General features: G+C 63.3%; 20 protein-coding genes and 1 pseudogene. 13 read left to right on the top strand and 8 right to left on the bottom strand.

From position 1 onward, the window contains the following. Positions 1 to 102 precede the first annotated feature (102 nt). Positions 103 to 594, bottom strand: coding sequence for a prepilin peptidase (locus P6U30_RS23165; RefSeq protein ID WP_407165216.1), 492 nt, complete (start codon positions 592 to 594; stop codon positions 103 to 105). 286 nt (positions 595 to 880) lie between these two features. Here P6U30_RS23165 and P6U30_RS23160 point away from each other — a divergent pair, with 286 nt between their 5' ends. The 5 genes from P6U30_RS23160 (at position 881) to P6U30_RS23140 (ending at position 7,716) form a co-directional block, all read left to right on the top strand. Next, entirely contained in the window at positions 881 to 1,663 is a 783-nt protein-coding gene (locus tag P6U30_RS23160; RefSeq protein WP_407165215.1) for an EfeM/EfeO family lipoprotein, read from the top strand. After that, a complete protein-coding gene (locus tag P6U30_RS23155; protein ID WP_407165214.1) occupies positions 1,660 to 3,036 on the top strand; it encodes a cytochrome c peroxidase in 1,377 nt (458 codons plus the stop codon). Before P6U30_RS23160 ends, P6U30_RS23155 begins: the two co-directional genes overlap by 4 nt. A gap of 381 nt (positions 3,037 to 3,417) precedes the next feature. Further along, a complete protein-coding gene (locus tag P6U30_RS23150) occupies positions 3,418 to 5,463 on the top strand; it encodes an alkaline phosphatase family protein (protein ID WP_407165213.1) in 2,046 nt (681 codons plus the stop codon). Positions 5,464 to 5,537: 74 nt separating this feature from the next. Then, positions 5,538 to 6,239 carry a hypothetical protein gene (locus tag P6U30_RS23145; protein WP_407165212.1) on the top strand — a complete coding sequence of 234 codons (702 nt, stop codon included), beginning with the start codon at positions 5,538 to 5,540 and terminating at the stop codon, positions 6,237 to 6,239. A 100-nt stretch (positions 6,240 to 6,339) separates the two neighbouring features. Continuing rightward, positions 6,340 to 7,716 carry a cytochrome c peroxidase gene (locus tag P6U30_RS23140; RefSeq protein ID WP_407165211.1) on the top strand — a complete coding sequence of 459 codons (1,377 nt, stop codon included), beginning with the start codon at positions 6,340 to 6,342 and terminating at the stop codon, positions 7,714 to 7,716. Between the two features lie 231 nt (positions 7,717 to 7,947). Here P6U30_RS23140 and P6U30_RS23135 read toward each other — a convergent pair whose 3' ends face one another. After that, positions 7,948 to 9,783: a phospholipase C gene (locus P6U30_RS23135; RefSeq protein ID WP_407165210.1), complete on the bottom strand. Its 1,836-nt coding sequence runs from the start codon at positions 9,781 to 9,783 to the stop codon at positions 7,948 to 7,950. A 261-nt stretch (positions 9,784 to 10,044) separates the two neighbouring features. Between P6U30_RS23135 and P6U30_RS23130 the strand changes: the two genes are divergently transcribed. The 4 genes and pseudogenes from P6U30_RS23130 to P6U30_RS23115 all read left to right on the top strand — a co-directional run bounded on the left by P6U30_RS23130 (position 10,045) and on the right by P6U30_RS23115 (position 13,470). Continuing rightward, entirely contained in the window at positions 10,045 to 10,305 is a 261-nt protein-coding gene (locus P6U30_RS23130) for a hypothetical protein (protein ID WP_407165209.1), read from the top strand. A 621-nt stretch (positions 10,306 to 10,926) separates the two neighbouring features. Beyond that, positions 10,927 to 11,208: pseudogene (locus P6U30_RS23125) on the top strand (helix-turn-helix domain-containing protein); the annotation flags it as partial. A gap of 207 nt (positions 11,209 to 11,415) precedes the next feature. Next, a complete protein-coding gene (locus P6U30_RS23120; RefSeq protein WP_407165208.1) occupies positions 11,416 to 12,666 on the top strand; it encodes an acetyl-CoA C-acetyltransferase in 1,251 nt (416 codons plus the stop codon). 18 nt (positions 12,667 to 12,684) lie between these two features. Then, positions 12,685 to 13,470, top strand: a complete 786-nt coding sequence (locus P6U30_RS23115) for an SDR family NAD(P)-dependent oxidoreductase (RefSeq protein ID WP_407165207.1) — start codon at positions 12,685 to 12,687, stop codon at positions 13,468 to 13,470. Between the two features lie 437 nt (positions 13,471 to 13,907). Here the strand turns inward: P6U30_RS23115 and P6U30_RS23110 are convergent, their stop codons facing one another. Next, positions 13,908 to 14,819: a LysR family transcriptional regulator gene (locus tag P6U30_RS23110; RefSeq protein WP_407165206.1), complete on the bottom strand. Its 912-nt coding sequence runs from the start codon at positions 14,817 to 14,819 to the stop codon at positions 13,908 to 13,910. A gap of 110 nt (positions 14,820 to 14,929) precedes the next feature. On the opposite strand from P6U30_RS23110, the gene P6U30_RS23105 reads away from it, so the two are divergent. The 4 genes from P6U30_RS23105 (at position 14,930) to P6U30_RS23090 (ending at position 20,074) form a co-directional block, all read left to right on the top strand. After that, a complete protein-coding gene (locus P6U30_RS23105) occupies positions 14,930 to 16,552 on the top strand; it encodes an FAD-dependent monooxygenase (RefSeq protein ID WP_407165205.1) in 1,623 nt (540 codons plus the stop codon). Positions 16,553 to 16,653: 101 nt separating this feature from the next. Beyond that, positions 16,654 to 17,337 carry an alpha/beta fold hydrolase gene (locus tag P6U30_RS23100; RefSeq protein WP_407165204.1) on the top strand — a complete coding sequence of 228 codons (684 nt, stop codon included), beginning with the start codon at positions 16,654 to 16,656 and terminating at the stop codon, positions 17,335 to 17,337. 23 nt (positions 17,338 to 17,360) lie between these two features. Continuing rightward, positions 17,361 to 18,824 carry an MFS transporter gene (locus P6U30_RS23095; protein WP_407165203.1) on the top strand — a complete coding sequence of 488 codons (1,464 nt, stop codon included), beginning with the start codon at positions 17,361 to 17,363 and terminating at the stop codon, positions 18,822 to 18,824. Between the two features lie 50 nt (positions 18,825 to 18,874). Continuing rightward, on the top strand, positions 18,875 to 20,074 hold the full coding sequence (locus tag P6U30_RS23090) for a M24 family metallopeptidase (RefSeq protein ID WP_407165202.1): 1,200 nt from the start codon (positions 18,875 to 18,877) through the stop codon (positions 20,072 to 20,074). A gap of 15 nt (positions 20,075 to 20,089) precedes the next feature. Here the strand turns inward: P6U30_RS23090 and P6U30_RS23085 are convergent, their stop codons facing one another. The 5 genes from P6U30_RS23085 to P6U30_RS23065 are packed head-to-tail and all read right to left on the bottom strand — an operon-like array spanning position 20,090 to position 24,184. Continuing rightward, positions 20,090 to 20,617, bottom strand: a complete 528-nt coding sequence (locus tag P6U30_RS23085) for a MarR family winged helix-turn-helix transcriptional regulator (protein ID WP_407165201.1) — start codon at positions 20,615 to 20,617, stop codon at positions 20,090 to 20,092. A gap of 20 nt (positions 20,618 to 20,637) precedes the next feature. After that, positions 20,638 to 21,372 (bottom strand): SDR family NAD(P)-dependent oxidoreductase, encoded by a 735-nt coding sequence (locus tag P6U30_RS23080; RefSeq protein ID WP_407165200.1) that lies wholly within the window; start codon positions 21,370 to 21,372, stop codon positions 20,638 to 20,640. Between the two features lie 6 nt (positions 21,373 to 21,378). Continuing rightward, positions 21,379 to 21,891, bottom strand: coding sequence for an aromatic-ring-hydroxylating dioxygenase subunit beta (locus tag P6U30_RS23075; RefSeq protein ID WP_407165199.1), 513 nt, complete (start codon positions 21,889 to 21,891; stop codon positions 21,379 to 21,381). 2 nt (positions 21,892 to 21,893) lie between these two features. After that, positions 21,894 to 23,207, bottom strand: coding sequence for an aromatic ring-hydroxylating dioxygenase subunit alpha (locus tag P6U30_RS23070; RefSeq protein WP_407165198.1), 1,314 nt, complete (start codon positions 23,205 to 23,207; stop codon positions 21,894 to 21,896). Positions 23,208 to 23,218: 11 nt separating this feature from the next. After that, positions 23,219 to 24,184, bottom strand: coding sequence for a PDR/VanB family oxidoreductase (locus tag P6U30_RS23065; protein WP_407165197.1), 966 nt, complete (start codon positions 24,182 to 24,184; stop codon positions 23,219 to 23,221).

The raw sequence follows: 24,184 nt of genomic DNA, 5'->3' as shown, positions 1-24,184 counted from the left end.
TCGGCGTTCTCTTAAGGACGGCCGCCGAAGGCGGCCTATGCCTCTCCCAAGGGAGGGGTGGAGCACCGCCGCCGCTCCAGCTCAACCTCATCTCATCGCGCGCTAGCTCAAGCCGAACCACTGCTGGGCGGCGACGGCCGACAGCAAGCCGAGCGCCAGGAATGGGCCGAACGGCAGCGAGGTCTGCCGTGTCAGGGTTTGTCCGGCCAGTTGCGCGCCACCGACTGCGATCAATGCCGAGAGCGCAGCAATCAGGATCAGAACGGGGATGCCAGGGAGGCCGATCCATAACGTGGCCGCGGCGAGAAACTTGACGTCCCCAAGCCCCAACCCTTGGATTTTTCTCGCGGCGAAATAGAGCCTGCGAAATAACCAGAAGATGAGTCCGACAATGATAGCCTCCGCTGTGGCCTCAACGCCGGCCACGGCGCCCCCCGTAACGATAGCCCGGGCCAGACCAATACCGCCGACTGCAAGGTTGAGGGCGTCTGGAATGATGCCCCGACGAAAGTCGATCAAAGCGAGGCTGCTACACAGCAGGCATAGCGCAGCGAAGAATCCTGCAATCAGAAGCGGTGGCGTGTTGGCTGTCATGTCACTCGCTGAAGGATAAGGAACGCGGCGTCGATCGACGAACTTTGGCATTGCCGCCAGGGCATGAAGTTTACTCGAAGAAACTATTGTTGTCGCCGACCCGCGTGCCCATGCGCTTGGCGATGATGCGCAAGCAAGGAGTTGCTCCGCGGCAATTCTGTTTGATTGGCGGGGAAGGCGTGAAGAAACGCGATACCGTCACAAAACAGTATAACAAGCCGACAATATTGTGGGATCGTTGGACGCAGCGTCGCGAATGGCTGCACTCCGCGTGGTGGAGGGGGCAATGAAGAAGAGCGTGGTGCTGTGCCTTGTTTCGCTCGCTATTGCGAATAGCGTCGGTCCGGTAGGCGCCACCGCGCTGGACGATGCCGCGGAGCGCTATCGTCCCTACATGATCGAGGGCATCGGGTCGGCGCTGGCGGGCATCAAGGAGCTGCGCGAACGGGTCGCCGCCAAGGATCTGGCGGGTGCGAAAAGGGCCTGGCTATCAGCCCGCGCCGGTTGGGAGCGTTCGGAAGTCTTCACGGCCGGTTTCGTGCCTGAGCTCGATACGCTGATCGACGCCTGGCCCAATGCCGACAGCGGATTCCACGCCATCGAAGCAAAATTGTTCGGCACCGGAGAGATCGATGTCGTGCGCGACACCGATGCGCTGATCGGGCACCTCGACCAGCTCGAGAGCAGGCTGCCGACCATGGCATTGACCCCGCAAGGCCTGCTCGACGGCACCGTGCGCCTTGCCTACGAGGTGGGTGAGAGCAAAGCGGATGGCGGCGAGTCCCGGATCAGCGGGACCTCGCTCGACGACATGCGCAACAATGTCGACGGCATCGACTTTGCCTATCGAACCATCTTTGCGGAGACGCTTCAGGTGACCGACGCGCGGCTCGCCAAGCAGGTGACCGAGCGCATCGACGAACTCAAGACCATCGTCGCAGCGCATGATCTGCCGCATGTCGATGTTCGCGCCTTGCGGCGCGCCAGCGAAGAGCTGGTGGTCTCGCTGCAGGCCGCCTCGCTCAGGCTCGGATTGCAGCGGCCGACGCTGGAGGCTCAGTCGCGATGAGCTTGCGTTGTCTCGGCACCGTCGCTGCCGCATTCGGCCTCCTGATTGCTGCCTGGCATGGACCGGTCTTGGCCTTTCCGGTCGACGGTAACCAGACGGCGCTGCCTGTTAACACCGAGCTGAACGAGGACGCGCTGGAACGACCGCGCGAGGTGTTTCGCTCGGAGATGTCAGGAGGCAAGTCATACCTGGTCAATCTCGGCAATTTGGCCTTCAGCTCGCCATCGATCCTCGGTGACGTTGCGCGGCAGGCCAACGTCAGTTGCGACACTTGTCACGTCAACGGCGCCGGCAATGCCAGGTTCTTCATGCCGAAGATGTCGACACGGCCTGGCAACTTCGACACGACCGGGCCCCTGTTCAATCCGAAGGCGGACAATGGATTGCTGGACCCCGTGCGAATTCCGAGCCTGCGCGGTGCGCGCTATCTCGCGCCTTACGGTGCCGATGGCCGGATGGCCTCGCTGCGCGATTTCGTGCGCAACGTCATTGTCAATGAATTTGCCGGTCCCGAACCGTCGCCCGTAATCCTCGACGCCATTGTGGCCTATCTCCAGGATATCGATTTCCTGCCCAATCCGAGCCTCGGTCCCACGGGCCGTCTGGTCGGCAAGATCAGCGAAGCGGAGCACCGCGGCGAAGCGCTGTTCTGGAAGCCGTTCCCGCATGATCCCGGCATGAGCTGCGCCGGATGCCATGTCCCGTCAGGTTCCTTCGTCGATCACAAGCAGCATGACGTTGGATCGGGCGGTCTGTTCAAGACGCCGACGCTGCGCAACGCCGACTTCAACGCGCCATACTTTCATGATGGTCGCTTCGATACGTTCGATCAGGTGGTGACGCATTTCGATACGGTGTTCGGACTCGGCCTGACCGCGCAGGATCGCAGAGATCTGGTGGCCTATCTCACGGCGGTCGGCGACGGTACCCAGCCTTACGAGCACGAGGGCGCCGGCGCTTCGCTGAAGGAGGTCAACGACTTCGCGACCGTGTTGGGGACGGCCATCGCCGCCGGCGACAGGGATGTCGTCGGATTGGCCGTGGAGACGATCGGCGGCGAGCTGCGCGAGCTGACGGAGCAATATCCGGACCGCAAGAACACCAGCGTGTCGGGCGGCGACCGGGAGCGCGTGAACGCGCGTGCTGCTCTCAAGGAGGTTGTCCTGCTGCTGCGGCGGATTGAGGTCGCGGTCGACGAGGGGAGAACCGAAAACGCCGCGGCCGACTACCGCAACTATCGCTACCTCATGGCTGCGGCCGTGCCTTCGCTGCTGGCCGGCGCCGAACAATGGTCGCTGTTCAACCCCGCTGTGCACGACCAGCATTACGCCGCTCTCCGCCGCATTCTTGAATCAAGGCACGTAGCTCGATAACGCCTGCCCGGCATTTGGTCGGGCGGCCGATGATCGGAAGTGCTGGGATCGTCGATCGCGCAGCTCAAAGCTATCCGCGTCATTGCGAGCGAAGCGAAGCAATCCACAGCTCCGCAGAAATCGAAGGATGGATTGCTTCGTCGCTGCGCTCCTCGCAATGACGGACCCGAATAGGCTTACATCGGGATGAGCGCTGAGGTCGCGCGACCTCAAGCGCGTAGTTATGCGAGAGATGACGCGTCGAGCTCATTGCGTGCGAGAAGGAGAAAAATAACAGGCATCATTCTGCGTTTCGTGCGTCGTTTCATCGCGGCGATATGCCTGCGTCATGTTGATGCACTAGTTACCGGCGGCGCTAAACAACAACCGCTTGGAGTCGACATGGCTTTCAACTTTAGAGATCACTGGCGAACAACCACGGCGCTTTGCATTGCTTCAACGATCGTGGTGACCACGGCAGCTTACGCAGCGAATTTCGGTGGACGCAGCGATTGGGACACGCGCTCACACGCGCATCACCAAAACGCCAACGCCCAGGAGCACAAAGGCCCCAACGGGGACCATGATCCGGCGAGCAAGGTGAAGACGGCATCGCCGATCAAGCACGTCATCGTCCTGATCGGCGAGAACCGCGGCTTCGATCACACATTCGGGGTGTACAAGCCGAAGGGCAGGGGTGAGACGATCTCGAACCTGCTGTCGAAGGGCATCGTCAACGAGGACGGTTCACCGGGCCCGAACTTCGCCAAGGCGCAGCAGTTCTCGGCCGCGGCGCAGTCGTCCTATTATGTCGGTGCTCCGGCGATCGCGAAGACACCCTACAGCCCGACCAATGTGATGCCGCAGCCGAACACCAACGGTGCTCCGCAGGCGCAGAGCGACACGGGCGCTCCGTTCAAGACGGTTACGGAAGCTGGCGTCGAGAAGGACATGGATCCGAGCGACCTCGACATCCTGACGACCGGCGCCACCGGTTTGCCGACGGGCGCCCTCGATACGCGCGTTCCCGGTGCGGGCAGCCTCGCCGGCCCGTTCCTGTTGCAGGGTGCAAGTATCACCGACGACGACTACACCGGTGACACGACCCACCGGTTCTACCAGGACTGGCAGCAGGAAGATTGCAGCGCGGCCACCGCGTCGAAGAGCAACAATTCGGGTTGCTTGAGCGACCTGTTTCCGTTCGTCATGGCGACCTACTCGGCGACCAACAGGAGCCAGGGCAACGAGATGGGCTTCTACAACGTCGAGCAGGGACAGGCCCCGATCCTGAAGATGCTGGCGGATCGCTTCACGCTGGGCGACAACTTCCATCAGTCGTTCCACGGTGGCACCGGCGCCAACCACTTCATGCTCGGCACCGGTGACGCGGGTTTCTGGAGCGACGGTCAGGGTAACCCGGTCACGCCGCCCGCGAACCTGATCGCGAATCCGAATCCGGCCGCGGGCACCGTCAACAAGTACACGGTCGACGGCAATTTCAGCAATTGCGGCGATTTCAGCCAGCCGGGCGTGAAGCCGATCGTCAGCTACCTCGAGGGGCTGCCCTACGCGGCGGAGCCGAACTGCAAGCCGAACCACTACTATATGCTCAACAATACCAACCCCGGTTATCTACCGAACGGCGCGCTCTCCGGTGGCAAGACCCTGCCGCCATCGTCGGTCAGAACGATCGGCGACGCGTTGATCGAAAAGAAGATCTCGTGGGCCTACTATGGCGGTGCGTATAATGACGCCGTGGTGCTCTCGAATGAGGCAGTGGCCAAGAATGCGACCAGCCCGGACCTGAACGGTGCGGCCCTTGCCGATCCGGCCCACGCGCTCGGCGTGGCCTATTGCCAGATCTGCAACCCGTTCCAGTACGCGACCTCGATCATGGCCGACCCGACGATCCGGGCGGCGCATATCAAGGACACCTCCGATCTGATCACCGCGATCCAGAACAACGAGCTGCCTTCGGTGGCGTTCGGCAAGCCGGATGGCCTGCTCGACGGTCATCCGCAGAGCTCGAAGGTTGATCTGTTCGAGGCCTATGTCGCCAACATCCTCGGTGCGCTCGAAGCCAATCCGAAGCTGAAGGCGGAAACGGCGGTGTTCATCACCTGGGACGAAGCCGGCGGCTACTGGGATTCGGGTTACATCCAGTCGATCGACTTCTTCGGCGATGGCGCGCGCATGCCGATTCTGATCTTGTCGCCGTATTCGACCGGCGGCAAGGTCTATCACAACTACGGTGACCACGTGTCGTTGCTGAAGTTCATCGAGCGCAACTGGAACCTGAAGCCGCTCACGAACCGAAGCCGCGATAACCTGCCGAACCCAACGTACACGAAGGGCAATCACTATGTGCCGACCAACAGCCCGGCGCTCGCTGATCTCTTCGATGCGTTCGACTTCGACAAGCCGGTGGATATCTCCTACCTCGAGTGATCGGCCCTGAGATCGAGTCCACGACCGGCGCCGATCGAACCTCGCGGTTCGGTCGGCGTCGCCCATTGGTTGAGATGAAGACGATGGTGAAGGACGGGATTCTGGCCGCTCTTTGCGGAATGATGCGCATCGCGGCGGTTGGCGTCGCCCTTGTCGGCAGCGCGGTTGCGGCAGAGGCGCAACAATTCTCCGCCGATGTTGCCGTGCAGCGGGGCGCCGTGTCGTCGCCAGCGGGACGGCTCCACGTGCTCGGCAGCAAGATCAGGATCGAAACGCCGGAGTTTGCCGACGGCTTCTTTCTGGTCGACGCGGCAAAGCCGGCGGCCTGGTTCGTTCGGCCCGCCGCACGGATCTTTATGGATGCCCGGCAGTCGAGCGAGTTCACCCGGCTATTGGTGCCCCTCGATCCGGATGACCCTTGCCGGCAATGGCAGTCGATGGCGCATCTCGCCGGACTGCAAGAGGGCGGCGATTGGCGCTGCGAGCGAACAGGGGAGGATGTGATTCAGGGCCGCAACATGATCATGGTCCGCGCCGTTCCCGTGGCCGGGCCGGCGCTTCTCGGCTGGATTGACCGCGAGCGAAGGTTTCCGCTGCGGATCAAAAGCGAGGACGGGACGGTGATTTCGGTTGAGAATATCAAGGATGAACCGCCGTCGGCTGCACTCTTTGAGCTGCCGCCGCGCGCTCGGAAGTTCAGCCCGGAGGAGCTGATCGAACAGATCAAGCAAAGCGACGTATGGATTGCCGACCAGACGCGCGAGCCGAGGCCTTGATATGACCGCGGCGCAGTCGGCCGTCACAAATCGGCAAAGGAACTCGACAATATTTGCAAGCGCGTGACACGCGTCCCGCGTCGCTGGAGAGCTTCCCGAAATGGCAAAGAAAGGCATTTGGGCATTCGCCATGCTCGGTTGTGCTGTGTTTGCGGCCGGTCGGCTCGCGGCATTTCCGCTCGATGGACGGCAGACGCTGCTGCCCGTCACCACCGAGCTCAATGAGGATGCGCTGATCAAGCCGCGCGAGGCGTTTCATAGCGAACTCAATCGCGGCCATAAATCCTATCTGGTCAATCTCGGAGATCTCGCCTTCAACTCGCCGAGCGTCCTGGGTGGGGTGGCGCGGCAAGCCGGAATGAGTTGCGGGACCTGCCACGTGAACGGTGCCGCCAACCCGAAATTCTACATGCCCAAGATGTCTGGCCATCCCGGCACCTTCGACACCACGGGGCCGCTGTTCAATCCAAAGGCCGACAATCTGGTGTTCGATCCCGTTCGCATCCCAAGTCTCCGCGGTGCGCGGTTTCTCGGCCCCTATGGCCATGACGGCCGCATTGCTTCGCTGCGCGACTTCGTCCACAACGTGATCGTCAATGAGTTTGCCGGCCCCGAGCCGTCGCCGGCACTGCTTGACGCCATGATTGCCTACATTCAGGACATCGATTTCCTGGCAAATCCGAATCTCGGTCCGGGCGGACGGCTCGGCCCGCTGGCGATGGACAGCGAGCAGCGCGGCGAAGCGTTGTTCTTCAAGCCGTTTCCGCACGATCCGAAACTCAGTTGCGCCGGTTGCCACGTTCCCTCGGCGGCATTCGTCGATCACCAGCAGCACGACGTCGGCTCCGGCGGCCTGTTCAAGACGCCGACATTGCTGAACGCCAATTACAACGCGCCTTACTTCCATGATGGCCGTTTCGACAGCTACGACCAGGTGGTCGCGTTCTTCAACCGCAGCTTCGACCTCGGCCTGTCGGACGCGGAGCGGCAGGATCTCGTGATCTACCTGCAGGCTGTCGGCGCCGGCATGTCACCCAACGAGTATGAAGGCTATGTCGCGACGACCAAGGAGCTCAACGATTTCGCGAGTGTGTTGGGTACGGCGATCGCGAACCACGACAGGGACGTGATCGCGCTTGCTGTCGACACGATCGGCGCCGAGCTGCGCGATCTGACCGAGCAATATCCCGATCGCAAGGACACCAGCCTGACGCCCGACGGATTGAACGAGCGCATGCTGGTGCGTCAGGCGCTCAAGGAGCAGGTTCTCACGCTGCGACGCATCGACATGGCGGCTGCCGACGGACGGTTCGACGATGCAGCCGCGGACTACGAGCTCTATCGCGGCGAGATGAAGATCGAAGTTCCGACGCTGCTCTACAATGCCGAGCAATGGTCGCTGTTCAACCCGAAGGTCCATGACGCACACTATGCGGCGTTAAGACAAGCGCTCGACCATCACCAGAAGCCGCAGTGATGGGAACGGACATTTCCCCTTAGGGGCAAGAGGGGCACGATCGGTCGGTGTGGGTCCCGCGCCGTTCACAAACCTCATCGCGCATAGTCAGTACGTCATGCGGAAGGCGGCAGCTCGCCGCTAACTGGCATCGGGACCGAAGCGCGAGCAAGCCGGCGTCTTCAAAACAGCACGTCCCCGGCTTGATGCCGGGGACGTGTTCGTGGACGCACGGGGACCGGGTCTTGAGCCTCAATGCCCGAGATACGCCACGCTACCGTTGTTGGGGTTGAGGATCAGCTTGCGCGGATATTCTTCGTCGCGACGGTCGAAGTCGAACATGTTGTCGATCGGACCTGCGATGGTGTCGAACGATCCGCCGGGCTGGATGCGCTCGCGGTTGAGCCAGTTGTCCTCGATGAAGCGCAGGACCGACGATTGATCGGTCAAGGTGTGATCGACGTAGTTGCGCTTGGCAAACGGCGAGATCACGAGCAGCGGTTGGCGGGTGCCGTAACCGCAGCGGCCCCAGGCCGGCTGGCCGAAGTTGCCGTTGAGCGGCTGGCTTGGAGTCTGGCGGCCCTGCTGGAAGCCGTTGCTGGTGTTGCAAACGCCGGGGCCGTTCAGCGTATCGACGGTCGGGCTCGCCGAGGTGTTCACGATCGGGGGCATCTGGTGATCATACCAACCATCGGAGTCGTCGTAGGCGATGATGATGGCGGTATCTTCCCAATCGCGGCTCTGCTGCACCGCATTGATCACGCTGACGATGAAATTCTGCTCGTCGAGCGGATCGGAATAGCCGGCATGCCCGTCCTGGTAGGCGGGGGCCTTCAGGAAGCTGACCGAGGGCAGGTTGTGGGCCTTGAGCGCAGCAAAGAAATCATTGCTGTCGTACTGGTGATTGGCGGGCTCCGGCGTCTTGGTCCCGGGGATGAAGCTGTGGCCGATGGCTTCGACCGAGCTTGGCCGGGTGTGTTGCGGATTCCGGGTCGAGGCGTAGTACTGGAACCAGGCGTGGTGCGGGATGTAGTCAGCCGACGTGAATGCAGCCGTGCCGGGCGCAGTCGGATCGGTCTCGCGCTGGCAGCCGGTCGTCTTGTTGGCGTTGACGACGGTGAGGTCGAAGCCGCCCATGAATGCACCCCAGGTGATGCCCTTGTCGTTGAGCAAGTCACCGATATTGCGGCCGCCCAGCGTCACCTGGTCTCCGGTCGGATTGGAGCAGACGTCGCCGATCGGGTCGGCGTCGCCGATCAAGGTGATGTTGCTCGTGGTGTGGCTGGCGTCGCCGAACGCCTCATGAGTGGTGTGCAGCAACGTGCCCGAGCCGTTGATCACATTCATCGTCGCCGAGAGACCGTTGGTCTGGCCCGAGATGAGATTCAGCGCACCCGGCGTCGACGGACCGAATTGCGAAGAGTAGCTGTTGTCGTTCATTGCGAAGTGTTGGGCGTAATTCCACAACGCTGTGACCGTGTTGCCGTCATAATAGCCCATCACCAACGCCTTGGTGCCGATACCGGCCGGCGGCGGACCCGCGGTGCCGGTGAAGGCCGGGAAGCCGTCCATATGGCCGTTGTTGTAGGCGCTCTCTTCGGGCGCTTCATTGTGGCCCTGATCGGCCGTGAGCGCCTGTCCCGGTGCGAGGCGGAACGGATTGGAGGCGCCGGCGCCGTTCTGGACCTTGTTGTTGGGGGCAACCGGAGCGCTCGGATTGCTGTTGGGATTATGAGCGAGCAGATCGACGCCCTTGAGCGCTGAAAAACCGTGATTGACGTCGAGCGGCGTCTTCAGGCCGTTGACCACCGGGGTGAACGGCTTTGCATGGAACGGCGTTTCGCCCTGGCGGTTCTCCGCGTTCGGGTAGGTGCCGAAATAGTGGTCAAAGGAAACGTTTTCCTGAAAGATCACGACGAGGTGCTTGATCGGCGTCGCCGTATGCACGTGATGGTGGCCATCACGGTCGTGGTCGCGGCCGAAATTTGAGTTGTCAGAGCGGCCGTGGTCGTCTTCGGCAACAGCGCCCGCGCCCATCAGCGACAGCGCGAGAACAGAGACCAGTCCGAGCGTTTTGGACAAGTGCATTGGAGGTTTCTCCCTGTGGGTCCTCAAAGACAAATCGAAGGGGATTTCTGCGGCGATTTGCCCCAGCGCGCCGACTGTTTCAGAGCCGGACTACAGCAGGACGAAAAAAATATGACACGCCATTGAATGCTGGAGTGCCGTTGGGCGCGGCTTCGGATTCCGCAGCAATGCGACGCTGGTCGCAAGCATGGCATCGCTCTTGCTGTTTGATTGACCTATCTGGCAACCCGAGAGGGGTTGCTTCACCATGAGGCAATCGTCATGAAGCAGCCGTCCGATTACGGAACGAAGAGTGCCTTATCGCTACAAGCGTTGATCGCGGACCTTAACTGGAGAATTCAGCTCCTCAGCTCCGACATCGCGGAAGAGGAGCAGCGTTCGCGCGTCCGCGACGAGACAAGCTGTACCTATCCTACGCTCGCGAAGCACCTCAGGGAGCGCAGAGCCAAACTGCTCTCGACGGTGGCCACGCTTGAGGCCCGGTTGCGGGCAACGATGCCGGCCGGATCGGCGGCGGCGTGACCTGGCCACTGCAACGCGGATCCTGATGAGGAGCGAAGGCCGTCCAATGGCGGCCCGTTCGCTCCTCAATCACGTCGTGCTTCTCACCAAGCCTGATCCATGCCCCGGATTGCCGACATTCGTCGAGCGATCGCTGATTTCCCATTGATGCGCTGAATCGGCAGAGTTCTGCCGGTTGGGGTGGATTTTCATGCCGCCACGGCCGGCTCGATCGCCCATTCAGTGCCGCGAGAGATGTCATCCGCGATGGGAGCGCAAGCATTGATCTGACCAGCCGTGGCCAAGCGGGGGCGGCCCGGTGACAGATCCCCCGGCCGCGCGGGCCGGGTCTGCTGCAAGGACGGTTGACAGGGGACGTCCACCCCCTTAATCACCTGATTAACTAATTAATCAACTAATTAAGGTTCGACCGCAAGCCCTTGGGAAGGAACGCATCGGCAAAGAAGATGGCCTGCCGGTCAAAGCCGCTCTCGGCCGCTTCGAGTCTGATGTGGGTGGAGCCCTTGAGGGCCCGGGTCTTCAACCTGGTGAAGTCAAGATCAAGCGGCGGGCTTGCACGAACCAGGGTGGCATCGGTTCACGCGTACAAAAGTGGGACTGGGTTGTTTGGGAGCGTAAGCGATGGGACGTCGATCTGAGAAACTGATGGCGCACGACGGGTCTTCCGGCGTGGAAGACAGGCAAGTGATACAGGTCGTGTCGCGCGCATTCGACATCTTGCGCTGTTTCGAAGGTCGGAGCATGCGCCTGGGCAATCGGGAAATCGCCGACCGATGCGGCCTTCCTCGGTCGACGGTCTCCCGCCTCATGTTGACCCTCACCCGGATCGGCCAACTGATCTACCTGCCGCAAGAGCAGAAATATGCTCTGGGCCCCCATGCCATCGCGCTCGGCGCCTCGCTATTTGCGGAAGGCTGCGACAAGGCGGTTTGTATCGAAGAGCAGGAGCTCCACGGCAGCGCGAGCGTCCACGTGGCGAGAGATCAACTCGTGCTTTGAGCGCTTTGAAGATCAACGCTGCGCTGGTCCAGCGTGGGACCGACGCATCGTATGGTCCGAACCATCGTCACTACTCAATGAAACAATAACATTCGAAACCAAGGGGAACGCATGCCCGAAGCATATATCATTGACGCCGTTCGCACGCCGCGAGGCATCGGCAAGCCGGGCAAGGGAGCGTTGTCGCACCTGCACCCGCAGCATTTGGCCGCGACGGTGCTCAAGGCGCTCAAGGATCGCAACAAGCTCGATACGTCGACGGTCGATGACATCATCTGGTCGACATCGACCCAGGAGGGCAAGCAGGGCGGTGATCTTGGACGCATGTCGGCGCTTGCGGCCGGATACGATATCAATGCCAGCGGGACGACGCTGGATCGCTTCTGCGGCGGCGGCATCACATCGGTGAACCTTGCGGCTGCTTCGGTGATGTCGGGAATGGAGGATTGCGTCATCGCGGGCGGCACCGAGATGATGAGCTATCAACAGACTCTCGCAGCGGAGCGATCCAAGGCGGGACAGCCGGCGCGGACGATGGGCGCGGGCAACGCGGCGCTTGATGCGGTTCACCCGCAGTCTCACCAGGGCGTATGCGGCGACGCCATTGCCACCCGCGAGGGCATCAGCCGGGAGGCTTGCGATGCGTTGGCGCTGGTCAGCCAGCAGCGGGCCAAGAGGGCAATCGATGAAGGCCGCTTCGCCAAGTCGGTGGTTCCGGTCTACAACGACGACGGCAGCGTCGCCCTCAATCGCGAGGAGTTTCCACGCCCTGAGACGACGGCCGAAGGACTCGCCGCGCTGAAGCCGAGCTTCGAGCAGCTTGCCGATTTCGATCTCGGCAACGGCACGACATTCAAGAAGCAGATCCAGCGCCGCTATCCAGGCCTCGAGTGGAAGGGCGTGCATCACGCCGGCAACAGCTCCGGCGTGGTGGACGGCGCGGCCGCCGTTCTGATCACCTCAAAGCAATATGCCGAGAGACACGGTCTCAAGCCGCGCGGCCGGATCGTGGCCTATGCCAATCAGGGTGACGACCCGACGCTGATGCTGAACGCTCCCGTTCCTGCCGCCAAGAAGGTTCTCGCCAAGGCCGGCCTGACCAAGGCCGATATCGACGTCTGGGAGATCAACGAGGCCTTCGCGGTGGTCGCCGAGAAGTTCATTCGCGACCTCGAGCTGGATCGGGCAAAGGTCAACATCAATGGCGGTGCCATCGCGCTCGGCCATCCCATCGGCGCGACCGGATCGATCCTGATCGGCACCGCGCTCGACGAGCTCGAGCGCAGCGGCGGACGTTATGGTCTTGTCACCATGTGTGCCGCCGGCGGAATGGCGCCCGCCATCATCATCGAACGCATCTGACCTCGAAAGGATACTGCAATGAAGCTCGATTCCTCGGTCGCTGCCGTTGTCACGGGCGGAGCCTCGGGTCTTGGCGCCGCGACGGCGCGCGCGCTTGCCGCCAAGGGCGTCAAGGTCGCGCTGTTCGATCTCAATCGCGAACTTGGCGAAGCAGTCGCCAAGGAAATTGGCGGCATCTATTGCGAGGTGAATGTCGCAAACGAAGCCTCCGTCGTGGCCGGCTTCGCCAAGGCCCGCGCGGCTCACGGCCAGGAGCGCATCCTGGTGAATTGCGCAGGCGTCGGCGGCGGCGCGACCAAGACGGCCAGCCGCTCGAAAGAGGATGGTTCGATCCGGGAATATCCGTTGGACAACTTCTACCGGATCATCGAGGTCAATCTGGTCGGGACATTCCGCTGCATCACCAAGTCCGCCGCGGGCATGCTGAGCCTGCCACCCCAGGAGGACGGCGACCGCGGCGCGATCGTGAACACGGCTTCGGTCGCGGCGGAGGACGGGCAGATGGGGCAGGTTGCCTATACAGCGTCAAAGGCCGGGGTCGTGGGCATGACCCTTCCGATTGCTCGCGATCTGTCCGGCGAGAACATCCGTGTGAACACCATCCTGCCCGGCATCTTCGACACGCCCTTGCTGGCGCGTGCGCCAGAGAATGTGAAGGCCGGACTGCGCGCTTCCGTGCCGTTCCCCAAGCGGCTTGGCCGCGCCGACGAATACGCGCATCTCGCCCTTACGATGATCGAGAACGGCTATTTCAACGGCGAGGACGTCCGACTGGACGGCGCCATCCGGATGGCTCCCCGCTGAATTGGACAGCGACTGCTTTTGCGGAAAAGCGCGCGCCGAACTGGAAAGGCAAGTAGAGCATCGACCGCATCGAGGCTGGAGCGTCGGTTTTGGTCGCATCAGAACCGGCGCTCCGGATTTTTGCGTTATCGCCGCTCCGCGCGCCGACAGGCATCCAGAGCCTTCGGGATTAAAGCGCGATGGGATCGGGTCGAATCGACTCGCAGCAGCTTCTGCCCACCTCTCCCCGACGGGGAGAGGTCGGATTGCGAAGCAATCCGGGTGAGGGGCCTTGCGCTCTCGATAGACCGTAACCCCTCACCCGATTTGCTGCGCAAATCGACCTCTCCCAAGGGACAGGTGGCCTCCGACGCTGTTTTCAGGCCAACCTAATCCCATCATGCTCTAGGAGCCCGGTTGCTGCGACCGACGGGATGCGTCGCTTCGGGGACGGCCCGTCAGGTCGTCCTCTTGCGCGCGATCGCGCGCTGCGCAGTCCGGATGATTCCATCGCGGATCAGGTCGCCGCAGATTTCCTTGAGCAGGGTCGTGGTTTCACGCGTTGCTCTGCTGATGGGGCGGCCGCGCGGCAGAGCGAGCACCCGTTCGGCGCGCATCCAGGGCAAAAGCGCCGCGGCGAGCTGACCGGCGACGATCTCCTGGGAGATGCCGGAGTACGGCAATAGTGCGTAGCCAAGACCGGATGCGACGATGCGCTTCATCGGCGTGCTGCTCTCTACCCGCACGAACGAGGGGACTTCCGCGGGGAACGGCGTGCGGCTCAACGGGAGGATGGCACGCGGCAGGCGCTTCACGTCATTGACTGTCATCCTGCCGCGCTTCAGCAGGGGATCGCGCGGCGGGCCGATCAGAAACACCTGCTCCACCACCAGCGTCTCATAGGCCAGATGGTCGTTCGGTTGCGGCGCCGTGACGATCGCAAGATCGAGCTGGCCGCGCAGCAGGCGGTCGCAGGCAAGCTCGGTCAGAGCTTCGCCGAGCTCGAGCTGGACCCGGGGAAAACGATCGGCAACGAGGCGGGCAAGTGGCGGGTAGAAGATCTCCGCAACGCTCGACGGCGCGCCCAGCCGCACGGTGCCGCTCGGCTCGCGGTTCTCGGTGCGCACCTCCGCCTTGACGTCGTCCACCAAGCCGAGCAGCCACCGCCCGCGCTCCAGCAGCACCTTGCCGGACTCCGTCACTGCGACACCGCGCGCGGTGCGCGTGAGCAGCGCGCCGCCCAGCTCACGTTCGAGCTCCTTGACATGACGGCTGAGCGCGGACTGCGCCACGTTCAGCGCGCTGGCGGCGGCGCCAAAGCCGCCGCGCTCGGCCACACCGATGAAATAGCGAAGCTGACGCAGGTCCATCGCCGCCTCCATCTCGGAATGAGATGGAGAGCATATCAAACATATTCTTGCGAGATGTCAAAAGCGGCGCATCCTGTGGGCCAACAACGCGCAACGGGAAGGAAACGCACATGGGCACGTCTGTCGAGACGCCGCGCCGGACATCGATCATGATCGTCGGCGGCGGACCGGTTGGGCTCGCGATGGGGCTGCTGCTCGACCGCTTCGGCATCGACGCCATCATCGTCGAGAAGAGCCCGACCACAACCGATCATCCGAAGTCGCGCGGCTGCTGGGTCCGCACCATGGAGATTTTCCGCCAATGGGGCATTGAGCAGGCGATCCGCGATCGCGGCTTGCAGGATTCGTCCGACATGTTCGTTCAGGTGGAAAGCATCGCCGGCCGCGAGATCAGCCGCTCGCGCCCTGAGCCCAATCTCGGCCAGACCCCGGCGTGGAAATCGCTGGTCGCGCAGGATGCGGTCGAGGAGGAGATCTACAAGGTCATCGAGCATTCGAACCTCGTGCAGGTGCATTTCTCGACCGAATTCGTTGGCTTCGAGGAGGTCGAAGACGGCGTCATCTGCGAGATCCGCTCGGTGGAGACCGGTCGCAGCGAGCGTTGGCACGCACGATATCTTCTTGCCTGCGACGGTGCCGGCAGCCAGACCCGGCGCCGCGCCGACATCGATATGGTGGGCCCGGCGACGCTTGCCGTCATGCTCAACGAATATTGGCGCGGTGATCTCTCACGCTTTCCGATCACGCGAGAGGCCGCCGGCTATCAGGTCTATAGCGACCAGCCGGGCATGCCGCGGCGAGCCGGCATCCTCAACACCAACGGCCGCGACCGTTGGCTGTCGGTGATCCAGATCGGCGAGGAGAAGGATGAGCGGCCGCGGCCGTGGACGGATGCCGAGACCATCGAGATCATCCGGACCCACGCCGGCGTCCCCGACCTCGACGTGACGCTGCTCAACCGCTCGATCTGGCGGATGAGCAAGCAGGTTGCCGCGCAGTTCCGCAAGGGCCGCGTGTTCGTGGTCGGCGACGCCGCGCATCGCTTTCCGCCGACCGGCGGCTTCGGCCTGAACTCAGGCGTGCAGGACGCACATAACCTTGCCTGGAAGCTCGCCTATGTGTTGCGCGGGGCAGCCTCGGAGCGGCTGCTCGAGAGCTATGACGTCGAGCGCCGCCCGGTTGCGCAATCGAATGCCGATTTCAGCTACGGCAACATGATCCGCTTCCGCCGCCTCGACGAGGCGGTGCGTTCCGGCAACGAGGACCGCATCCGCTTCTGGGTCAACGACCTCGACAACCATCTGCACTCGATCGGCCAGGCGCTCGGCTTCTCCTACGAGGAAGGCGCCGTGATCCCCGACGGCACGCCACGGGGCGGCCACCTGACCCGGACCTATTTTCCATCGGACCGCCCGGGGGGACGCTTTCCGCATCTGTGGCTCGACATGGCACGCAAGCGCTCGACGCTCGACTGGTTCGACAAGGAGTTCACCGTCGTCACCGGCCCGCAAGGCGGTGACTGGCTGGAGGCCGGCCGCGCAGTTTCCGACAGGCTTGGCATCCCGCTCAATCTGCAGCAACTGCCGAACGCGCATCAATCGGACGGCATCCAGATGGGCCTGCGCGGCGCCGCGCTGGTCCGGCCGGACGGTCACGTGGCCTGGCGCATGCCCTACATCCCGCAGGATCCCGCGCGCGAGCTCGCCGGCGCTCTGCACTCCGTGTTGCACTAGCCATGGAGACGGTTGAAGCCAACGGCATCTCGATCAGCTTCAGGCGCCGCGGCGAGGGGCCACCCCTGTTCCTGCTGCATGGCGCGGAAGCCGATCATGCCATGTTCGACGCGTTTGCGGCGGCGCTTGCACCACATTTTACCGTCATCGCCTATGACCAGCGCGATTCCGGTGCTACGCGCAACCCGCCGCAGCCTTATGGCCTGGGTGAGCTTGCCGACGACCTCGCCGCGCTGGTCGCAGTGCTCGGCTATGCGCGCGCACATGTGTTCGGCACTTCCTTCGGCGGCGCGATCGCACAGGTGGCAGCCGTTCGTCACCCCGCACGCATTGATTGCCTGATACTCGCCTCGACCTTCCGCGTCGGTGTGCCCGTCGCCTCGATCAACCCGGAAGGCTTTCCGAGGTTTGCCGAGCTGCGCGCACGCCTGCCGGAGAGTCTGCCGGCCTTCGCCGAATATTTCTTCACGCCAGGCTACGTCGCGGCTCATCCGGATGCGCTCTCCCTCTTCACGGGCAACAAGCGTGACGCCGGACGAAGAGAACGTCGCAGTGCGGTGCTGGCGCAGCCGGTCGAGATCTCGCTCGCTGCCGTCAAGGCGCCGACCCTGGTGTTGGCGGGAAGCGAGGACCGCCTGATTCCGCCCGCGCACACGCTGTCGCTGGTGCGAGAGATTCCGGGCGCGCGCACCGCCATTGTCGAAGGCGTTGGCCATGTCGGCACGATTCAGGATCCGGCGTCGATGGCGGCGCAAGTGAGAGCCTTTCTGCAAAACGATAACTAAAGCAATCGTGGAGGAGGACGACCATGGCGAAGGCAGGGGAGGATCTCGTCACAGCCTATGACGGAGCGCGGCTCGACGCCCGCTACTGGATCAGCATCGCGCTCGGCATCTCGACCAGCGTGTTCGACTACTTCGACTACTACGTCGTCGGCTTCCTGGTTGCGGTGCTGGCGCCGCAATGGCAGCTCACTTTCGGGCAGACCTCGTTGATCCTGCTCAGCGCCGGCGTCGGTGCAATCATGGGATCGCTGGCGTGGGGCGCGCTTGCCGACCGGTTCGGCCGCAAGGTGCTTCTGGTCGCCGGTGTCACGCTCTGCGCGTTGAGCGCGGGCTCTGTTTCGCTGATACCGGACGGGGCATGGATCGCGTTCGCCGTGCTGCGCTTCTTCGTCGGCTTTGGCGTCGGCGCCGCAGCCTCGGTCGCCGTGCCGTTGATCGTGGAGTATACGCCGACGCGCCACCGCACCCTCGTCACCAGCGCGACCGTCATCCCGGTCTCGCTCGGCATCCTTGCCGCATCGCTGTCGGCCGCGACCCTGCTGGACCAGATCGGCTGGCGTGGCCTTGCCGCGCTTGGTTTCCTGCCCTTGCTGCCGGCGCTCTTGATTGGGCTGATCATGCCGGAATCAGTGCGCTGGCTGGTGTCGCGCGGCCGCGATGCGGAGGCGCGCCGGATCGTCGCACGCGCGCTGCGCGTCGCGCCGGAAGCGTTGCCGTCGTCACCGGCGATCGAGACAGTCGCCAAGGCGCAAAGTGCGGGCTTTGCGGAGCTGCTACAGGAACCAAGGCGGATCTGGTTGACACTGATCGTCTGGTTCGGCGCCAGCACGGCGAATTACGGCGTGTTTCTGTGGGGGCCAACGATCGTCGCTCTGCTGATGGGTGTGTCGGCCGTCGAGGTAGCTCATTTATTCGTGATTGTTTCGCTCACCGGCATGATCGGGCGTGCCATCTTTTCCGTGCTGGCGCAGCGGATCGGCCGCCGGCGCTGTGGCGAGATCATGGGCTATGGTATCGCATTGTCGCTCGGCGCGGCCGGACTGTTCTTCGACCGGACGCTGTTCGGTTATCCTGCCTTCGTGGTGCTCCTGATCCCGGCAGCACTGTTCTTTGACGGCGGCTTCTCCAACATCGCGCCATACTCGGCGGAAATCTTTCCCGTCCGCCTCAGTGCGCGCGGCGTCGGGCTCGCGCAGGCCGCCAATGGCGTCGGCAAGATCGCGGGTCCCTTGTGCCTCGCCTTGATTGCCGGCACCTCCAACCTGATTACGCCCAAGGCCACCATCGATGCCGTAACGCCGGCGTTCCTGTTCCTTGCAGCCTGCGGGCTGGCGATCGGGCTCGCTTTCACGGTGCTTGGTATCGAAACCCATGGCCGCCCGCTCGCGTTAGAGGCGTCGCAACCTGGTGAAGGTGCGGGAACAGGTGTCGCCCGTCCCGGCCGCGAGGCAGAGGTCGGCGTTGCGGCGCGGCCGACGCCATCATAGCTTTTGCCCAAGCGCCGTCACGACAAACACGGAAGACAGGGAAGGATGTCATGCAGGACAGCGTTCAGACTGGACAGGGCTCCCGGGCAATCCCCTTCGATACGGACAAGCTTGACCGGCTGATGGAGGAGGCGGGCCTCGACGTGCTGCTCGTCACATCCAAACACAACGTGCAATACATGCTCGATGTCGAGCGGGCGATCTTCTTCGATTATATGGATGCGCTCGGCATCAGCCGCTATCTGCCCGTGATGATCTACGCCAAGGGTGCGCCTGACAAGGCCGGCTATGTTGGCCACGGACTGGAGACGCATCAGCGAGAGGTGGTGCGTCCCTGGGTGCCGACGCTCAAGACCTCCGGCCATGGTAGCCTGGATGCGATCGCGACTGCCGTTCAAATGATCCGCACCAGCGGCGTGCCCGCCAGGCGCATCGGCGTCGAGACCGCCTTCCTGCCGATGGATGCCGGCAAGGCGCTGCAGGACGCCTTTCCCAATAGCGAGATCAAGGATGCGCTGTTTGCGCTGGAACGGCTGCGCGCCGTGAAGACGCCTGCCGAACTCGCCAAGCTGCGGGCCGCCTCCGAACTCGTGACCGAAGCCATGCTCGATGTGATTGCCCATCACGGCCCCGGCGTCACCAAGCGGCAGTTGTTCGAAGCACTACGGGTCGCCGAGGTGAAGCGTGGGCTGACCTTTGAATATTGCCTGCTGGCCGCAGGCAAGAGCCACAACCGCGCGCCGTCGGAGCAGCGCTGGGAAGCGGGCGACGTGCTCTCGCTTGATTCAGGCGGCAATTATCACGGCTATATCGGGGACCTCGCCCGCATGGCTGTGCTCGGCGAGCCGGATGCCGAGTTGCGGGACCTGTTGGCCGAGATCGACGCCGTGGAGCAAGCGGCTTTCGCGGTGATCAAACCGGGCGCGATGGGCGGCGTGATCTATACCGCAGCCGAACGCGCGCTCAAGGGGACGAGCCAGCGCAACAACACCGAGTTCCTGGCTCATGGCATGGGCCTTGTCAGCCACGAAGCGCCGCGGCTGACCGCCTCGGGTCCTGTCCGCTACGATGCGGCCGATGCCGATCGCCCGCTCGAACCCGGCATGGTCATTTCAGTCGAAACCACGATGAAGCATCCCGAGCGCGGCTTCATCAAGCTCGAGGACACGATTGCGGTGACGGCGACCGGATACGAGATGTTCGGCGAAAACGGCCGCGGCTGGAATCTCGGCGGGACATCGACCCGTTGAAAGTGGCCGGGGTCGTCAGGCATGCTTGTCGAGGCGGCGCTTGAGCAGGGTCAGATGTTGCAATAGATCGGACTGCGCGACGGGCGACAGCTCGCCGATCAGGGCAATCACCCACTCCTCGTGGCGACGCGCCATACGGCCGAATTCCTTTGCGCCCTCCTGCGACAGGCGCAAGCGGAAGGTGCGCCGATCCTCGGAATCGACCTCGCGATGGATCAAGCCGTCGGCTTCCAGCTTCTGCACCAGCGCGGTGATGGCGCCGTTCGAGACCATCAGGAGATCGGAGACCTCGGACATGGTCGCGCCTTCCGGCTTGCGCTCGAGCTGCGCCAGCAGGTCGAAGCGGGCCAGCGTGGTGCTGAACTCCTTGCGCAGCCGCGCGTTCAGCGCCTTTTCGATCCTGGTTGCGCAGGCGAGCAGTCGGAGCCAGATCCGTAGCTCGAGATGCGCGCCGTCGGACTCGTGCGCGGGCTCGATCGACCGCAGCGGCGGTGGGCGCGCGTTCTTCGGGGATCGGGTCTTTCGTTTGACCGTGGCGTCCATGGCTGGCGTTCTCACCGAAGCTAAATGGAGATCGACCCGATGCTGGCCCCGCCGCAGACATAGAGCGTCTGCCCGGTAATGAAGCCGGCATCCGGTGAACTGAAGAAACTGACTGCGCGCGCAACGTCGCTGGATTTGCCGAGACGACCAAGCGGAATCGAGCGCGCCAGTGCCTTGGCGCGCTCCGATTCCGGCGACATCACGCTCTCGAACATCTCGGTATCTCCGATCGGGCCAGGGGCTACGACATTGACCGTGATCCCGAACGGGGCGAGCTCCAGTGCCCAGGTCCGCGCCATGCCGATGATACCGGCCTTGGTCGCCGAATAGACCGTGCGGGTGACAGCGCCGAGCGCCGCGCGGGAGGACAGCAGCACGATGCGGCCGAAGCGCGCTTGCTTCATGCTGGGCAATGCCGCCTGCGCCAGCGCAATTCCGGCGCCGAAATGCAGTTGCGCCAGGGCGCCGACGTCCTCGTCCTCGACCTCTTCCAGCAGCTTGGCCCGGATCGCTCCCGCATTGTGCACGATATGAGTGATCGCAACCGTCGCGGCGATCGCCGCGGCCGCCTGGCGCGTCGCCGCCGCATCGAGCAGGTCGACCTCGTGGGAAGAGAGCTTCGGATGGCTCCAGTCCGGCTTGCGGCGTGACAGCGAGATCACCCGATAGCCCTCGGCAAGGAAATCACGCGCGATCGCAGCCCCGATCCCGGTATTGCCGCCGGTGACGATTGCCGTGTAGTTGGCCACGCTCATTGTTCCCTACATGAAGAGCTGGATGTTGCCGAAGGCGGCATCGCAATTGATCAGATCGACGCGCTTGAGCTTGATCCGCAGCCTGCCGTCTTCGACGCTCAAATGGTGCGTGGCCCAGGCGGCGTAGAGCGTCTGCTCCTCCATGCGGGTCTCGATATAATGCATCGGGGTCCAGGTGACGTAGCGGTTGGCGGCAGCGTCGCGCGCATCGACCTGCGGCGTCTGCAGCACGTGATGGCAGCGGCTCTTCGGCTTCTGGCTGAAGGTTCGTGCGCCCTTGAGCCGCTCGACCCGGATCGAGAGCAACAGCTTATCCTCATACATCAGGGAGCAGGTTAGGCGTGGATCGGTTTGATTCCATTCCAGCGGCATCCAGTAGAAGGCATCATCGGCGTACAGGGCGAGCCACTCGTCGAACCGCTGCTGATCGATCAGCCGCGCCTCGCGTATCACGAAGTCGATCAGTTCGCGATCGGTGGGCTCGGCATTCACAAGAGGGGCTTCGGCAACGATCGTCATGGTCACATCCCCATCGTCATGAACTTGGTCCAGGCCCGGAACTGGTGGCGCATCGGCCACTCACTGGTCCCGTTGACTGCCACATTGGTCTGGCCGGCTTCGTCGGGGCTGTAGAGGCGCTGAAGGTTGACCCATTCGTTGCCGTTCGAATGCAAGCCTTCCTGTGCGCGCTCGTACATTTCGAGATCGTCGTGGCCGACGATGGAGGTGGGGGCATTGATCAGGCGGTTGTACATCAGCGTGCGCTCGAGCAGCATGTCGGGCGCATCGACGAGCTGGAACGTCCAGGACTCGACCAGCGTCTTGTTGGCCGCGATCGGCTTGAATTGCCGCAACAGTTGGATCGGCCCCTTGATCATGATGTTGGGGAAGTAGACCGTGTTGTGCCTGTTCTCGCCGAGGATCAGCTTCGCGCGCTCCTCGCCATAGGCCGCCGTCATCTTCTCGAAATAGCCGGGCACCGCCGAATAGTCGGAATGGATCGAGTGGTGCACGCCGGTATGTCCGTGGCCGTTGTCCCAGATCCGGATGCCCATGTTCTCGAAGAACTCGTACGGGCTCATGAAGGGAGCAATGATCTCGACCGCCATCGGCTTCTTGGTGCCGGGTGGCGCCTTCTTCCAGACCTCGACCACGGTTCCGGCGGATGACTCGTGCGCCACCATCGGGTGACAGGTGTCGGTCTGGTTCTCGACCAGCATTTTCCAGTTGCAGTTGTGCATGTAGCGCAACACGCCGCCGGCGACCTTGAGCTGCCCGACCGGCGATCGGTCGATCATGTTGTCGAAGCTGGACAGGCTGTCGCCGAAGAACTCTTCGAAGTCGAGGCCGCCGTCGTTGATCTTGGCGAACACGAAGCCGCGATAGTTGCGGACGTGGCGCACCGGCGTCATGCCGCGCGCGGCCTCGCTCTGTTCAAAGCCGGTGTTCTCGTAACCCTTTTTCAGGGGGATCGCGAGCAGCGAGCCGTCGGTCTTGAAGCTCCAGGCATGGTAGGGACAGCGGAAGAACTTTCCGGTGTTGCCGCAGGTCTCGGAGGTGATGCGCGTGCCCTTGTGCGGGCAGCGGTTGTACAGCACGTGCACGGTGCCGTCGGTGTGGCGAACCAGCAGAACCGGCTGCGTGCCGATCGTCGTGCCGAAATAGTCGCCGGGGTTGGGCACCTGGCTGTCGTGGCCGACATAGACCCAACTGTTCGGGAACATGTGCTCCATCTCGAGCTGGAACACCTCTTCGCTGACATAGACATCGCGGTGGACCTCCTGGTCGCGGACCAGAGCGCGAATCGCCGCGGAGTTGCCGGCATACCGGGACATGCGTTCCTCCATCACAGGTCGAGCACGAGTCGCTTGGTCTTCGCGCGCGAAATGCAGATCTGCATCACCTTGTTCGACGCCCGCTCGCTATCGCTCAGGATGTAGTCGCGATGATCGGGGATGCCCTCGATCACCGCGGTCTGGCAAATCCCGCAATCGCCGCGCTTGCAGTCGTGTATCGGATCCTCGCCGGCCTCGAGCAGGACATCGAGGATGGTTTTGCCGGCGGGAATTTCGTAGACGCGGCCGCTGCTCTTAAGTTCGACCTCGAAGCTGGCGTCGCCGGATTTCTCCTCGGGCGCGGAGAAGATCTCGAAATGCAGCCGTCCCTGCGGCCAGTTCAACCGCTTTGCCAGCGCGATCGCTGCTTCGATCATCGGCAGCGGTCCGCAGAGGTAGAGCGGTACGTCGGAGCCGAGCCGCGTCATCAAGCCATCGAGATCGAAGAAGCGGCCGGCTTCGTCGTCGGCGTGGATGCTCGCGTTGGCACCTGCGAGCCGCTCGATCTCGCCGAGGAAAGCGAGTTCGGCGCGGCTGCGCCCGGCGTAGTAGAACGAAAAGGGACGCCTCGCGACGCTGAGCTCGCAGGCCATCGTGAGCAGTGGTGTGACGCCAATGCCGCCCGCGACCAGCACAACTTCGCCCGCGCCGGAGCCGAGAGGAAAGTTGTTCGCCGGCGGCGAGATCGTCACGCGATCGCCGAGCTTGAGACCGTGCATATGAGTCGAGCCGCCCTGGCTCTTGCTTTCCAGCAGCACGGCGATGCGATAGCTGGTCGGGTGTTCGGCGGCCGCGCGCGGCGAATTGGTCTCGATCAGCGAATAGGAACGCCGGCCGACATCGGGCAGATGGATGTCGATATGCGCGCCGGCCGCCCAGCCCGGCATCGGCGCGCCGTTGCCGCGCTTGAGCACGAATTCGCGAATGCGCGGCGTGAGCGCCTCGGTCTTCGACACCACGACTTCGAAGTGATCCAT

Source organism: Bradyrhizobium sp. ORS 111, from assembly GCF_045571485.1.
Classification (GTDB): domain Bacteria; phylum Pseudomonadota; class Alphaproteobacteria; order Rhizobiales; family Xanthobacteraceae; genus Bradyrhizobium.
This window is presented reverse-complemented; position numbering and strand designations above follow the sequence as displayed.